The sequence below is a fragment of the Bifidobacterium sp. ESL0827 genome (assembly GCF_052606685.1).
Genome location: NZ_CP199597.1, coordinates 1,265,418 through 1,278,648 on the forward strand (window position 1 = coordinate 1,265,418; position 13,231 = coordinate 1,278,648).

The following is a 13,231-nucleotide window of genomic DNA, read 5'->3' on the forward strand; positions in this document are numbered from 1 at the left end:
ATCAGAGCTTGGTGACCTTGGTTGCCTGCAGACCCTTGGGGCCCTGCTCCACCTGATATTCGACCTTATCTCCCTCATCAAGGGTCTTGAAACCATCGGACTGAATGGCTGAGTAGTGCACGAACACGTCCTCGCCGCCATCGTCAGGATTGATGAATCCGTAACCCTTGCCAGCGCTGAAGAATTTCACAGTGCCTTGTGCCATAACTAACTTCCTTAACATAGGTGCCGCGTCACAACAGATACGAGACTGACCGCATCTGCCTGGTCGGCAAGGTCAGTTTAGGCCTATTTATGAAGCAATTGCAAAACGCCGAGCCGAAATTCTGAATGTTTTGCCGTCGTATTTCCCCGCTGTCCGGCTGACCGGACTCACTGCATGAGGATGGCTTCCACCGGAGCGGAAGCCACAGAGGACTGTTCCACCTGAGTGATACCCAGCAGGTTGGCCACCTCTTGGGCCGTGGCCTTGTCGGCCTCGTCACGGTAGCGGACCGTGCTTACGCCAGGCAGTGCATCTTGCGGGTTGGATGCCGTGACCGCAGTGTAACCGGCATTGACCAGTACCTGGCGCTTCTTGCCGGCATACCCGTTGGCCCTGGTTCCATTGATGACGGTAACCTGCGTGCCCCGGTTGACCACGGGAGCCGGGCTGCTGCTGGAAGCGCTCGCTGAAGGCGACTGGGAGGAAGGCTCAGAAGTTTGTTCTTGGGAGGCTTGATCAGTAGCGGTCGCACTGCTTGAAGCAGAAGAAGATGCTGAACGCTTCGGCAGGTGGCTGCTGATGACCCGGGAGGCTTCAGTATGCGTCTGCTGCCAGGGCAGGGAACCGCTGACCGCAGCCCATACACCCAGACCACACAGCACCGCCAAGACAACCACCAGCAGGTAGGGCAGAACCCTGATCGACAGGGAACGAGGTCCGCGATGTACGCCGACTGGCCCCTTGGGAGGGTTGTCGAACGCATCATGAACCTGAGGGCGCGCCTGCGTCCCATTGTCGCGCGTGCTAGCCATGAACTCTCCTCTGCTCCACCGGATCCTGAACCATTATAAGTAATGCGTTGTCGGGTCAACATTCAACCGACCATTCAACGTCCTCCGCCAACCCTGAAATGGCTGAAGCAGTCATGATCGCCCCATATCACCAAGCGATATAGTGACCTTATGAACAGCAGCCAGCCTATTGCCGCAACCTCCCCTGAGCCGACGAACCGAACCGGTACCAACCCTCCGACCATAGCAGGAGGCCAGGGCCGGCCCCACCGCAAACCTCTGAGCGCCCTGGTGGATCCCGGCTGGGCCCGTGCGCTGGCACCTGTCGAACCCAACATTCACCGGATGGGCGACTTCCTCAGATCCGAGCTGGCCCAGGGCCACCGCTATCTGCCTGCCAGCAAGAACATTCTGCGCGCCTTCACAATCCCCTTCGACTCCATCAAGGTCCTGATCGTGGGTCAGGATCCATACCCGACTCCCGGGCATCCGGTGGGACTGAGTTTCTGTGTGGACCCTGCAGTCAGCCCCATCCCCGGCTCCCTGCGCAATATCTACGCCGAGCTGAGCGCCGACCTGGGTCTGCCCGCGCCTTCCAATGGCGATCTGACGCCTTGGACCAGGCGAGGGGTCATGCTGCTCAACCGCTGTCTGACTGTACAGGTTGGTAAGCCGGCCAGCCACCGGAACAAGGGCTGGGAAGAGATCACCGACGCAGCCATCCGTGCCCTGAACGACAGACGCGACGAGGAGGGCAAGGTCCGCCCCCTGGTGGCCATTCTTTGGGGGCGACAGGCCCAGAGCCTAGAGCCCCTACTGACCAACGCAGCCATTATCAAATCCCCGCATCCCAGTCCCCTATCGGCCCGGTATGGCTTCTTTGGATCCCGCCCATTCTCCAAGGCCAACCAAGCACTGGAGGCCATGGGCGCCCAGCCGGTGGACTGGTCCCTGACCTGAGTCCTGCTGGCTGAGTCGTCAGGAAATGCCGTTACCATGTCTGCTATGGCATTATTCCCACCTCGACCCAGTCAGTCCCCATCTGTTCAGCCCAGTCAGGACCGGCAGGTTCCGCCAATCAGTCAGGATGACCTGCAACGTTGCCGTCAGTTGGCCGACCGGATCCGGACCCGCTTTTCAAGGACTCTGGTAGGTCAGGAGAACCTGCGCGAGGCCCTGATCCTGACGCTGGTGGCCTCTGGACACATTCTGATTGAATCCGTGCCCGGTCTGGCCAAGACCACTGCCGCCCAGACCCTGGCTACCTCGGTCTCCGGCAGCTTTAAACGGATCCAGTGCACACCCGACCTGATGCCCTCGGATCTGGTAGGCACCCAGGTCTACGACTTCTCCACACAGCGCTTCTCCACACAGCTGGGCCCAATTCACGCCAACTTCGTCCTTTTGGACGAGATCAACCGCTCCAACGCCAAGACCCAGTCGGCCATGCTGGAAGCCATGGCCGAAGGCGCGACCACTATCGGCGGTGAACGCATAGCCCTGCCCCAGCCCTTCATGGTGATCGCCACTCAGAACCCCATCGAAGAAGAGGGCACATACAACCTGCCCGAAGCCCAGATGGACCGGTTCATGCTCAAGGCAGTCATGACCTATCCCGATGCGGACCAGGAGACCCGCATGCTGCAGATGCTGACCACCCGTGGCACCGACATGCCCGGCAAGGACGATCGGGACGCACTGACCATCGCCGATGTGGACTTCCTGAGGCAGAAAGCCCGGCAAGTTCACGTGGCACAGCCCATCATGCGATATGCAGTCGATCTGGCAGCCACCAGCAGGGGTGCTGGTTCGCGGCCCATCCAAGGGCTGGCCGAGCAGGTGAGACTGGGAGCCAGTCCACGCGCCTCCATCGCCCTGGTGCGCATCGGCCAGGCCAGAGCCCTGCTGACGGGCAGAGATTACGTGATTCCCGAGGATCTGAAAGACTGGGCCCATTCGGTGCTCCGCCACCGGATCCTCTTGACCTTTGAGGCCCAGGCCGACGGCATCAGCAGCGACGATATCATCGACCAGATCGTCGACAGGGTGCCAGTGCCATGAGCCGTCGACGCCCGTATCGCGACCCGGTCCGCAGACGGATCGAGTCCTTGGACACCAGTCTGCGGCTGCCCACGGTACGCAGGGCCTTAGGTCTGTTAGAAGGCGAGCACTCCTCTGGCCGTCGCGGCGGCGGAGATGAGCGTGCTGACTTACGCGCCTATGAGTTCGGAGATGAGACCCGCATGATCGACTGGCACGCCAGTGCACGTGTGGGTCGGCCCATGGTGGTGGAGCGCGAACGTCTGGTCACCAGCAAGGTCTGGTTGCTGCTGGATGTCGGCCGAGAGATGTCCGGAACATGTCCTGACGGGGAGCAGGCCATCCAGGTGGCCGCCAATGCCCTGTGTATGTTCGCCTCCCTCTGCCTGCGCCGCAGCGATGAGGTGGACCTGGTCCTGGTCGATTCAACTGCTATCCGCCGCATACCCTGCCAGGGTGGCCTCGCCCGATTCGAGCAGACCCTGGACCGAGCTCTGGAGTCGCCGTTGGATCAACCACGCAACCTTGAAGCCCTGCTGGGCTACGCCGCTGGCATCCAGGACCGGCAGGCCATGCTGGTCATCGCCACCGACCAGTCGGCATTGAACGTTGACCTGATACCTTCCATCCGCCAGTTGGCCACCACCCACCCCTTGAATCTCATCGGAGTGGAGACCATGAATCCCATGCGCCAGCAGCCCGCTACAGGCTCGGTGACAGATGCGCCAAGCGGACGGAAGATTCCGGCCTTCCTGCGCACTGCGAACGGGACACGGGCTGTGGACCTGCACAGGCGCTACCAGATCGAGGCCTTTAACCGTGAGCTGGCCAGAATCGGAGCCTCGTTGATCCGGGCCGACTCCAGCACAGCCATGTTCAACAGGTTCATCCACCTGCTTTCAGCCGGCCGGCCGGGCATCCCCATGCAGCGGACGGTGATGGCGGCATGAATCCTGTCGTCCTGATTCCTCTTACGTCCAGTCATGTCCGAATCAAGGTCATGCCCACCATGACCCAGCCCATCTGGCTGCTGGCTCTGACGACGACCGCCTTCATACTGACCCTGGCCCTGGCCGCAACGGCCCTTCTCCTGCCCAAGTTCCGTCGTCAGCATGGGGAGCATACGTTCCATGCGAACTCCGACTCCCGCAATGTATGGCGTCAGCGGATTGATCAGGTAGTGGCCCATTACGACAGTGGCCGTCTGGACCGCGACCAAGCCATGACGGCACTGGCCACCATCGCTCGTGGATTCGCCTCACGCTCCTGGAACAGCGATATGAAAGCCAAGACTCTAGCTGAAATCAAGGCTCAGCCCCGCACGCCGAGCACCCGGCAGGGCCTTGACCTGCTTCGGCAGACCATAGATGCCCTTTACCCGCCTGAATTTGCCCTCCCCCGGGACAGCACAGGAACCGACGCCACGGTGAATCAGGCAGCAGACTGGGTACGGGATCTGATCGAACGGTGGCCGCGATGAGCATAGGCAATCTGTCCTGGAGGTGGCCCTGGCTGCCGATTCTGGCCTTGGTCCTGGCCCTGGCGTTTGGCCTGCTGGCTTACTATATGGCACGTCGTCGCAAGCCGGATCAGGAACCGGGAGCCCGGGTCTGGACCTTGAACAGCGACCTGGACACCGAGGAAGGCCATGAGGCCCTGCGGCGCTGGCGGCGATTAAACCGTTGCGCTGCAGTCCTGCTCTCTCTGGCCCTGCTGATGGCTCTGAGCCTTGCTGCAAGGCCCGCCCGGGTCGATCGGACGTTGGAACAAGGCCATAACCGCGATATTGTTCTATGCCTAGATGTATCCGGATCCACCCTGCCCTACGACCGGCAGGTTATCGCCTCCTACCTTGATCTGGTCCGCAACTTCCGAGGCGAACGCATGGCTCTGAGCATATTCAACTCCACCTCGCGCACAGTTTTCCCCCTGACTGACGACTATGACATGATCACAGCCGAATTGAGCAAGGCGCGGCGGATCCTGGATGGGGTGCAGTCCCAGGATCGCATCGATGCCATGAGCGGACGACAGTACCAGGACATCAGCGACTGGCTGGAGGGTACGCAGAACCGCCGGGACACCACATCCTTGATCGGTGACGGGCTGGTGGGCTGCGCTGCACTCCTGCCGCAATTCGCACCCAGGGACCAGAGCGGACCGGCAAAGGCCGACCAACGATCGAGCTCCCTGGTACTGGCCACCGATAACGTGGTCTCCGGCAAACCCACATACACCCTGGAGGAAGCGCTCAAGCTGACCTCGGCCGCAGGAATCGCGGTGGACGGTCTCTATTCGGGACCGGACCAGGGCACCAAAGATGAAAGCACCCGGCAGATGCAGCGGCTGATCGAAGCGCGGGGCGGCATCTTTCTCCGACGGCAGGACGGCAATTCCATCAACGCGCTGGTCCGCCAGATTGAGCACCGGCACGGAGCCGACCCACGTCAACAAGAGCAGTCCAGCCTGGTGGATGCACCTGGCTGGTGGACCTTGATCCTGGCCCTAGCGCTATCGGGATATCTGCTCCTGGCCTGGAGGCTGAAGCGATGAACATACTCAAGTCCCTGACCTTTGAGCCTGCCCTGGGCTGGGTGGCCGGCGGCCTTCTGGCGGGTCTGCTGCTGCTCCTGGCCATCGCGCTGGTCATCCATGGACTAAGACGCAAAGGGCAGGATACGGATGCCGATCGCTGGGCCCTGATCAGGCGCACCGCCATGGTTCTGATCCTGGCCCTCATGGTCCTGACTCCCAGCACGGTCAGCAAGACTACCAATAAAGCCATCAATGCCACTGATGTCTTCATTGCCGTTGACGTAACCGGATCCATGGCGGTCAAGGATGCTGGATATGGCAACCAGGAAGGAATGAGCCGGCTGGATGCGGCCCGGGCAGCCGTCCACGACCTGACACGCGCCTACCCCGATGCCTCTTTCTCGGCCCTGAGTTTCGGCGCTTCGGCCAGTGTCGATCTGCCGCTGACCCCAGACGTGCGGGCTGTGGACAACTGGGCCAGGGGGTTGGTTACAGAGCCCACATCCCGATCATCCGGCTCCAGCCTGGACGCTCCGCTGGATCGCCTGAGCCTGGTCTTGAAACAGACCAAGGACCGGCATCCCGACGACCGAATCCTGCTCTACCTGATCAGCGATGGCGAACAGACCGCGCCTGGTGAACGACGATCCTTCAGTGTCCTCAGGGAAGGGCTGGACGATGCCTTTGTGCTGGGAACCGGCTCAACCAAAGGCGGCATGGTGCCCTTGAGCTCCGATGTCGGTGGAAACGATGCCGGCGGCTGGGTGACGGACGCAAAGACCGGCCAGCCGGGCATCTCCGCCATGGATCCGAAAACCCTCAAGGCCATGGCCGACGAGATGAGCGGCCACTATCAGGCATTGGCAAAGGGGACAACCTTGCGTGAGGGGAGTACGGCTGCGGCTTCCAAGCGCTACCGGGTGACCAAGGTCGACCAAGTCCGTCAACACGTCACCCCGCTGGTCTGGCCGCTGGCACTGGTGGAGCTGGTCCTGATCCTGATTGAGGCGGGGCTCTGGATCCATACTTCGAGGAGACTGCTATGAGTAGGAAGTCCCAGCAAGGCCCAAGAAGCGGCCGCCGCCTGCGAATGCGCCTGATTCTGGCTGGCTTGGCTTTGGTTGCAGCCCTGGCCGGAGCCTGGGGCTTAATCAACGTCAAAGCCGTCGCCACCTATAACGAGGGCACGCGCACGCTGAGCACCAACGTTCGACAGGCCCAAAACCCTCAGGCCGATCCGGCCGCCATCAAGGCGCTGCAGGACCAGGCCGAGCATCTCTTCGCCCAGGTCGATCGGCCTGGACCCCTGATTCTGCCACAGACCAGACATGCTGCCGAGGCCAACCGAGCTGCCAACGCTGCGCTGACCAGCCGCACGGAGCGTCTGCTCAAGAAACAGAAAGCCAATAAGGTCCAGGACAGACAGAACGGATCCAACAAGAGTTCCCCCTCAGGGCTGACCAAGCAGCAGGAAGCCGAGGTGGAGGATCTGCTCAGGCGCAACCAGCAGCAGAGTCAACCGTCTGCCTCCCCCACGCCGTCAGGCCAGGCGAGTGACAATAAGGGTCAGGGGAAGAACGTCAAACCCTGGTGACCGACCGCACACAGCCTTTCACATGAGTCGTTCCAACGCCTCCTTTCATGCAAATCAATCCTCATGCAGACGAACCTCTCTCAGCCATCTGACTGACAGAATCAAGAATTAGTGGTAAATCCGTCCACGGTCAGATGGATCGGACCTCATTCGACCACATGGCCCCATGGGGATCATTTCAGGAGGATCGCCATGTTGTAGTAGAGGCATGTATAGGTCATCCTCATCACTGCCCGCCCTGAGCCCCTTCCTGGAACAACCCTCCTACCTGGCTGACCCGGACTCAGCTGGATCCTGCCCCTGTCATGCACGGGCAGCCCGCTGTCGGACCTTGCTGTCCGACATGGCCCGGCAGTCGCGAGCCACTCTGGTCCATCTGAGTGAATTAGCCGACCAGGCTCTGAGGGTCGACTGGCAAGGGCGGGCCGCTGAAGCCTATCGGGCCCAGGTGCGGGCCATGGATGCCCTCTGCCAGGATCAGCGCAACCAAGCAGGGCGTACCCTGAGCCTGATTGATCAAGAGAGTCGGCCATGAAGCGGACGATAACCGCTGCCCCCGATGCCAATGGCTATACACGCACCGAACTGGACCATCTGACCGGCATGGCAGACCGACTCAACCAGGCAGGTGGTGCCCTGGCCACCTTGCAGTCCCAATGGGTTCTGACCAATCAGGCCATCCGCAGAACCATGCCGGGACTGCCGACTCTCCCCTGTGCCCAGGCTTCCATGCCGCTGCCGGATCATGCCCATCTGCCCCTAGATCTGATGGTGACCTTCTGCAATAACCAGGCCCAAGCCTGCACAGATCTGCGCACCCAGCTCCAGTCTGTGGCCGACAAGCTGACCAAGGCCTATGGGCTGTATTCGCAGGCTGAATCATTCATGGATAGGCTGATGAACTCCCTGATGTCCAAGGCCTTGACCGTCTTTCAGCCTATTGCCCCGTTCATGCTGGGATCCATCGGCTTGGGCCTGGGTGTAGCCAAACTGACCGATCACCTGGATGCATCGCAACTCCAGGAATTTCTGGAAACTACGGCCAGCATCCAACAGCCCCTGCTGACCGCCGTTGCATCCGGCCTTTCCTCGGACCATCATGATCCCATTGGCGGATTGGTCACCGGCCCCGGCCTGCTGATGCCTCTGATACTTACTCATTTTCAGGGTGACCGGATTTCGATGGACCCTGTTCAACCAAGTGGCAAAGGATTGGGCGAGACCAATGACATAGCCGGTGCTCTGCACAACCTGGAGACCCTGGGATCCTGCAGGGACGGCATTCCCTACTCCACCATCGCCATACAGCGCTATCGAAAGGCCGATGGCAAAGACCACTGGCTGGTCTACATACCCGGCACCAGCTCCCATCTGGACTCCCCCATCGGATGGGCCCAGAACATCCAGCTCATGAGTGACAAGGCTTCAGTGCGCGACAGGGCGGCCTCCCTGCGTCTAGTAGACCAGGCCATGCAGGATGCAGGGGTGCGCCCGCACGATCCGGTCAGCCTGGTGGGCCATTCCCAGGGCGGCATCGTGGCCGCCACCATGGCCTCGGATCTTTCGGACCGCTACCGCTTTGATCACATCGTGACCGTCGGATCGCCCATTGCCCATCGCCATATAGGATCAGACACCTGGGTCACCAGCGTGGAGATGCGCGAAGAACTGGTCTCCAGCCTTGATGGAGCCGACAACTCCTCCCGACCCAACCAGCTGACAGTCAGGGGAAGAGCGGGCGGACCTCCCCCTCCAGGTGGCAACCAGACTGGCCGGACAGTGACCACTGCCGGACCCGGCAAGGAATCCACCCACGGTATGGCCTACCAGCAGGCGGCCTGGGCCGATGCCCTGGATCAGAATTCACCAGCAGTACAACGTCAGGATGAACATTTCGCCCATACCATCGAGGGCGATCTGCAGGAGACTCACTACTACCGAGGCAGGCTGCGGCAATGAGCGGGACACGCGCGCCACCAGGAGTGCCCATGCCGGTTCCTGCTGGTTGACCCGGTCGTCTAGGCTGGAGGCATGAACCTGAGCCGAATCACCCCAGTCATCCCCCTCAATCCCCTGGACGGACGTTACCGCAGACAAACGGCCGATCTGGTGGAATACCTGAGCGAACCTGCCTTGAACCGCGAGCGCATGCGGGTCGAGGTCGAATGGATGATCATGCTGGCCAACGGCTACCAGGGCAATGGCCAGCACCCGGTTCTACCGGGCGTAGAGCCTCTGACCGAGGCAGAACAGGCCCACCTACGAGCCATACCCGAGGAGTTCGATGCCGACGGCATCACCGAACTGGCGGGCATCGAAGCCCAAACCCACCATGATGTCAAAGCTGTGGAATACTACATCGACCGTCGTCTGGAGGCAGCAGCCACAGCACTTGGCCCCGAGTCCCAACTGCCGAGGCTGACACCCCTGGTCCATTTCGCCTGCACCAGCGAGGACATCAACAACCTAGCCTATGCCCGCTGCATCCGAGGCGGGGTCGAACAGGTCTGGCTCCCCAAGGCCACCCGGATCGAGGACCATCTGGCCACCATGGCTGAACAATACCGGGATTTGCCCATGCTCGCCCTGACCCATGGTCAGCCGGCCACACCCACTACCCTAGGCAAGGAGATGGCGGTCTACGTCCACAGACTGCACCGGCAGTTGGACCGGATCCGCAATCAGGACTACATGGGCAAGATGAATGGCGCCACTGGAACCTTTGGCGCCCATCTGGCCGCCCTGCCGCAGGTGGATTGGATCGATCTGACCCGAACCTTCATCGTGGAGCGGATGGGCCTGGTCTGGAACCCGCTGACCACCCAGATCGAGTCCCACGACTGGCAGGCCGAGCTCTTCAGCAACATCGCTCACCTGGGCCGGATCCTGCATAACCTGGCCGTGGATGTCTGGATGTACATCTCCCGCGGTGTTTTCGCCCAGGAACCCGTCAAAGGCGCAACAGGGTCCAGCACCATGCCCCACAAGGTCAACCCCATACGCTTCGAGAACGCCGAAGCCAATCTGGAGATCTCAGGAGCCCTGCTGGACACCCTGGCCACCACCCTGACCGAAACCCGCTGGCAGCGGGACCTGACCGACTCCACCACCCAGCGCAACATCGGTTCGGCCCTGGGCTACAGCATGCTGGCTCTGGACAACCTGGACAGCGGCCTGCAGACCATCCACCCTGACAAGGCCCTGATGGCCCGCGAGCTGGACAGTAACTGGGAGGTCCTGGGCGAGCCCATACAGACGGCCATGCGGGCCGCTGGATTGGCTGGACGTACAGGCATGGATCATCCCTATGAGCAGGTCAAAGAGCTGATGCGGGGCAAGAGGATCGGCCGGGAGGATGTCGAGAACTTCATCAATGGCCTTGACCTGGACCAGGACACGGCAAGTCGGCTCAAGGCCTTGACGCCGGCAACCTACACAGGCGCAGCCGGAACCTTGGTGGACTTCGATCGCGACTGACCATGACCCCGTCCCAGTCGACCATTACTCCCGAGGACACCGATTCCGCCGACCCTGTACAGCCAGCCCAGGTCGTCATCCGGGACACCCCGCCCCAACGGGTCCATGATGCCGAGGACCTGCTTCGAGCCCTGGCAGCTCTGATCCTGGGAATTCTTGTCACCCTGGCAGCCATCTACTTGAAAGGCATAGCCGCAGGGGTCGAGTCCGACATGCGCCAGGCCGGCAATGCCATGGACTGGCTCATGGACGTACCCACCGCCTTCCTGCAGCAGGCAGTTACGGTGACCGTGGTCCTGGCCGTGCTTATCCACCTGCTGGTCAACAGGGAGTGGGTCCAGGCCATCACTGCCCCCTTGGCCATGTTCTTAGGGTTCGGGCTGGTCATGCTGACCTCCAACCTGATCCTGAAAGCGGGCAACCCCACCCTGATCGCCTCATTCAGTTCGCAGAACGCCATAGGATCGCCTGTTCTGCTGCCTGACTTCTATGCCGGTCTGGCAGCTTTCCTGAGCGCAGCCGGACCCCGTCGCCTGCGCAGCTCGGTCAAATGGGGATGGAACGCTCTATACATCGTGGCCGTCATCATGGTCGCCATATCCTCCAATTCGGCCAGCGGTGTCCTGGTCTCGCTAATTCTGGGACGAATCATGGGCATGGTCGTCCGATACCTGGCGGGCACGCAGAACAAGGGCGCCTGGGGGCAGGGAGTGGTACAGGCCATAGCATCCATTGGCATCCATGCCGCCAGGCTGGAACGTCAGGATCCCAGTCTGGATGCCGATGGCCAGCCCCTACCCGCCCTCGACGACGACCTTATCGAAGCCTCCCGCATTTACAGGGCCCAGGACAGGGATGGCCGCACCTATACGGTGTCGGTCATGGACGGCCAGCTGCACACCATGGGTTATCTGATGCAGCTCTGGCAGTGGATCAAGCTGTCCGGAGTCTCCATGCGCCGGGACCGGTCGGTCAGAAACTCCATGCAACACCACATGGCCATGCTGACTGAACTGCGGGACCTGGGGCTGATCGCCCTGCACCCCTACGGCCTGGCGGAGAGCGCCGAATCCTCAATTCTGGTCCTGGAGGATGACGTCTACCTTCGGCCCCTGGAACCCGGAACCCTGGACACGGACCAGGCCAAGCAGCTCATGGACTACCTCCGCCGAGCCAACGAGCGCGGCTTTACACACCGCCGCATCCGGCCCGAGACTCTGGCCATGGACCAGTCAGGCTCCATGGTCATTGCCGGCTGGGAGAACGGCGACAGCGCCAGCTCACAGGCCAACATCGCCCTGGACCGGATCCAGCTTCTGGCCTTGATTGCCACGCTGATCGGTGTAGATCAAGCCATCGAGGCCGCCCGTGTCTCCTGGGGGGTCAAGACCCTGGTGAGCCTATCGCCCTTCTGCCAGATGGTGGCCATTCCCTCACAGACCCAGGCCCTGCCCGGCTGGGATCGACAGATTCTGACTGACCTGCGCAAACAGTTGCGGGCCCTGGCTCCTCCCGAGTCGGTGGCGGAGACCGGCCAGGTGACCCTCTCGCGTTTCAGCCTGCGCAGCTTCGTGGCCCTGGCCCTGTTGGTAATAGCTGTGGTGGTCATCGTCACCCAGTTCAACCTGCCCCAGGTCATCAGTGCCGTCCGCAACGCCAACCCATGGATGGCCGGGCTCTCCTTCCTGCTGGGGTCGCTGTCCTGGGTGGGCTGCGCCATCACTCTGGGAGTCTTCATCGACCCTGCCAAGCGCGACTTCAGGGGCATCTTCCTGTCCCAGGTCGCATCCTCGTTCACCTCGGTCTCCATGCCCGCGGGGGTAGGACCGGCCTTCGTCAACCTGCAGTTCCTGCGGCGGGACGGTTATGACAACACCATGGCCACGGCCATCATGAGCGCTGTGGTGGCCGTCCAATTCGCGACCACCTTCTGCCTGTTGATCGTCATCGGGCTGTTCACCGGCCGCAACACCCTATCCGGTATGATCCCCACCAACACCCTGGTCATCGTCATCGGAACGTTAGCCATCATCGCGGCCCTGATCATGGCCGTGCCTTACACAAGGCGGTTGGTCATGGAGCGGCTGATGCCCATCGTGGCCTCCTACGCCCGCCACCTTGTAGAGATTCTGACTCAGCCCAGGCAGCTGGTGGTGGCCGTGCTTGGGGCCGTACTGCAGTCAGCCGCCCTGGGCATGAGTTTCTGGGCCGCCCTGATGGCCTTCGGCTGCAAGACCAACGTTTTCGAGACCACCTTCGTTTTCCTCCTGGCCAACACGCTAGGCTCGGCTGTTCCCACTCCCGGCGGCCTGGGGGCCATTGAGGCGGTGCTCTTCTCCGCCTTCCGTCTGGCTGGAGTTCCCTCGGGCGTGGCCATCTCGGCCACTCTGGTCTTCCGAGTGGCCACCTACTGGCTACGCATCCCGCTGGGAGCCCTGGCCATGCGCTGGCTGAGCAACCACAATCGCATCTGAAGAGCTCCTCGAACAGACCCAATCCCGACGGCCTCAAAAATCGCGTGGTGAAATGTCGGAAACCCCCGGAAAATGCGGTGTTTGGGCCTAATCTGCGCTAATATCAGTCATTGAC

Annotated in this window: 13 protein-coding genes; 11 read left to right on the forward strand and 2 right to left on the reverse strand. The window is 61.6% G+C overall.

Annotation, left to right across the window (positions count from 1 at the left end):
* Position 1: 1 nt before the first annotated feature.
* On the reverse strand, positions 2 to 205 hold the full coding sequence (locus tag ACUIAI_RS04995) for a cold-shock protein (RefSeq protein ID WP_015022108.1): 204 nt from the start codon (positions 203 to 205) through the stop codon (positions 2 to 4).
* Between the two features lie 167 nt (positions 206 to 372).
* A complete protein-coding gene (locus tag ACUIAI_RS05000; protein ID WP_110413150.1) occupies positions 373 to 1,017 on the reverse strand; it encodes a LytR C-terminal domain-containing protein in 645 nt (214 codons plus the stop codon).
* A gap of 150 nt (positions 1,018 to 1,167) precedes the next feature.
* Here ACUIAI_RS05000 and ACUIAI_RS05005 point away from each other — a divergent pair, with 150 nt between their 5' ends.
* The 11 genes from ACUIAI_RS05005 (at position 1,168) to ACUIAI_RS05055 (ending at position 13,116) form a co-directional block, all read left to right on the forward strand.
* Complete coding sequence (locus tag ACUIAI_RS05005) at positions 1,168 to 1,956, forward strand: uracil-DNA glycosylase (RefSeq protein ID WP_445341727.1); 789 nt, start codon at positions 1,168 to 1,170, stop codon at positions 1,954 to 1,956.
* 45 nt (positions 1,957 to 2,001) lie between these two features.
* Positions 2,002 to 3,057 (forward strand): AAA family ATPase, encoded by a 1,056-nt coding sequence (locus ACUIAI_RS05010; protein WP_438820759.1) that lies wholly within the window; start codon positions 2,002 to 2,004, stop codon positions 3,055 to 3,057.
* A complete protein-coding gene (locus ACUIAI_RS05015; RefSeq protein ID WP_445341728.1) occupies positions 3,054 to 3,986 on the forward strand; it encodes a DUF58 domain-containing protein in 933 nt (310 codons plus the stop codon). Before ACUIAI_RS05010 ends, ACUIAI_RS05015 begins: the two co-directional genes overlap by 4 nt.
* Positions 3,983 to 4,516: a hypothetical protein gene (locus ACUIAI_RS05020; RefSeq protein WP_254477285.1), complete on the forward strand. Its 534-nt coding sequence runs from the start codon at positions 3,983 to 3,985 to the stop codon at positions 4,514 to 4,516. Before ACUIAI_RS05015 ends, ACUIAI_RS05020 begins: the two co-directional genes overlap by 4 nt.
* Positions 4,513 to 5,589 carry a vWA domain-containing protein gene (locus tag ACUIAI_RS05025; protein ID WP_445341729.1) on the forward strand — a complete coding sequence of 359 codons (1,077 nt, stop codon included), beginning with the start codon at positions 4,513 to 4,515 and terminating at the stop codon, positions 5,587 to 5,589. Before ACUIAI_RS05020 ends, ACUIAI_RS05025 begins: the two co-directional genes overlap by 4 nt.
* Positions 5,586 to 6,617 carry a vWA domain-containing protein gene (locus ACUIAI_RS05030; protein WP_445341730.1) on the forward strand — a complete coding sequence of 344 codons (1,032 nt, stop codon included), beginning with the start codon at positions 5,586 to 5,588 and terminating at the stop codon, positions 6,615 to 6,617. The genes ACUIAI_RS05025 and ACUIAI_RS05030 overlap by 4 nt, the downstream gene beginning before the upstream one ends.
* Positions 6,614 to 7,165, forward strand: a complete 552-nt coding sequence (locus tag ACUIAI_RS05035; protein WP_445341731.1) for a DUF6466 family protein — start codon at positions 6,614 to 6,616, stop codon at positions 7,163 to 7,165. The genes ACUIAI_RS05030 and ACUIAI_RS05035 overlap by 4 nt, the downstream gene beginning before the upstream one ends.
* Before the next feature lie 208 nt (positions 7,166 to 7,373).
* Positions 7,374 to 7,700, forward strand: coding sequence for a hypothetical protein (locus ACUIAI_RS05040; RefSeq protein ID WP_445341732.1), 327 nt, complete (start codon positions 7,374 to 7,376; stop codon positions 7,698 to 7,700).
* Positions 7,697 to 9,124 carry an esterase/lipase family protein gene (locus tag ACUIAI_RS05045; protein ID WP_445341733.1) on the forward strand — a complete coding sequence of 476 codons (1,428 nt, stop codon included), beginning with the start codon at positions 7,697 to 7,699 and terminating at the stop codon, positions 9,122 to 9,124. The genes ACUIAI_RS05040 and ACUIAI_RS05045 overlap by 4 nt, the downstream gene beginning before the upstream one ends.
* A 72-nt stretch (positions 9,125 to 9,196) precedes the next feature.
* The gene (gene purB, locus ACUIAI_RS05050; RefSeq protein ID WP_445341734.1) at positions 9,197 to 10,642 is read left to right on the forward strand and encodes an adenylosuccinate lyase; all 1,446 of its coding nucleotides are present in this window, start codon (positions 9,197 to 9,199) and stop codon (positions 10,640 to 10,642) included.
* Positions 10,643 to 10,644: 2 nt separating this feature from the next.
* Positions 10,645 to 13,116, forward strand: a complete 2,472-nt coding sequence (locus tag ACUIAI_RS05055; protein WP_445341735.1) for a lysylphosphatidylglycerol synthase transmembrane domain-containing protein — start codon at positions 10,645 to 10,647, stop codon at positions 13,114 to 13,116.
* Positions 13,117 to 13,231: the final 115 nt, after the last annotated feature.

What these genes read in the sequence shown, in the direction of transcription:
- ACUIAI_RS04995 (WP_015022108.1), bottom strand. Translation starts at nt 205, where the DNA reads ATGGCACAAGGCACTGTGAAATTCTTCAGCGCTGGCAAGGGTTACGGA.
- ACUIAI_RS05000 (WP_110413150.1), bottom strand. Translation starts at nt 1,017, where the DNA reads ATGGCTAGCACGCGCGACAATGGGACGCAGGCGCGCCCTCAGGTTCAT.
- ACUIAI_RS05005 (WP_445341727.1), top strand. Translation starts at nt 1,168, where the DNA reads ATGAACAGCAGCCAGCCTATTGCCGCAACCTCCCCTGAGCCGACGAAC.
- ACUIAI_RS05010 (WP_438820759.1), top strand. Translation starts at nt 2,002, where the DNA reads ATGGCATTATTCCCACCTCGACCCAGTCAGTCCCCATCTGTTCAGCCC.
- ACUIAI_RS05015 (WP_445341728.1), top strand. Translation starts at nt 3,054, where the DNA reads ATGAGCCGTCGACGCCCGTATCGCGACCCGGTCCGCAGACGGATCGAG.
- ACUIAI_RS05020 (WP_254477285.1), top strand. Translation starts at nt 3,983, where the DNA reads ATGAATCCTGTCGTCCTGATTCCTCTTACGTCCAGTCATGTCCGAATC.
- ACUIAI_RS05025 (WP_445341729.1), top strand. Translation starts at nt 4,513, where the DNA reads ATGAGCATAGGCAATCTGTCCTGGAGGTGGCCCTGGCTGCCGATTCTG.
- ACUIAI_RS05030 (WP_445341730.1), top strand. Translation starts at nt 5,586, where the DNA reads ATGAACATACTCAAGTCCCTGACCTTTGAGCCTGCCCTGGGCTGGGTG.
- ACUIAI_RS05035 (WP_445341731.1), top strand. Translation starts at nt 6,614, where the DNA reads ATGAGTAGGAAGTCCCAGCAAGGCCCAAGAAGCGGCCGCCGCCTGCGA.
- ACUIAI_RS05040 (WP_445341732.1), top strand. Translation starts at nt 7,374, where the DNA reads ATGTATAGGTCATCCTCATCACTGCCCGCCCTGAGCCCCTTCCTGGAA.
- ACUIAI_RS05045 (WP_445341733.1), top strand. Translation starts at nt 7,697, where the DNA reads ATGAAGCGGACGATAACCGCTGCCCCCGATGCCAATGGCTATACACGC.
- purB (WP_445341734.1), top strand. Translation starts at nt 9,197, where the DNA reads ATGAACCTGAGCCGAATCACCCCAGTCATCCCCCTCAATCCCCTGGAC.
- ACUIAI_RS05055 (WP_445341735.1), top strand. Translation starts at nt 10,645, where the DNA reads ATGACCCCGTCCCAGTCGACCATTACTCCCGAGGACACCGATTCCGCC.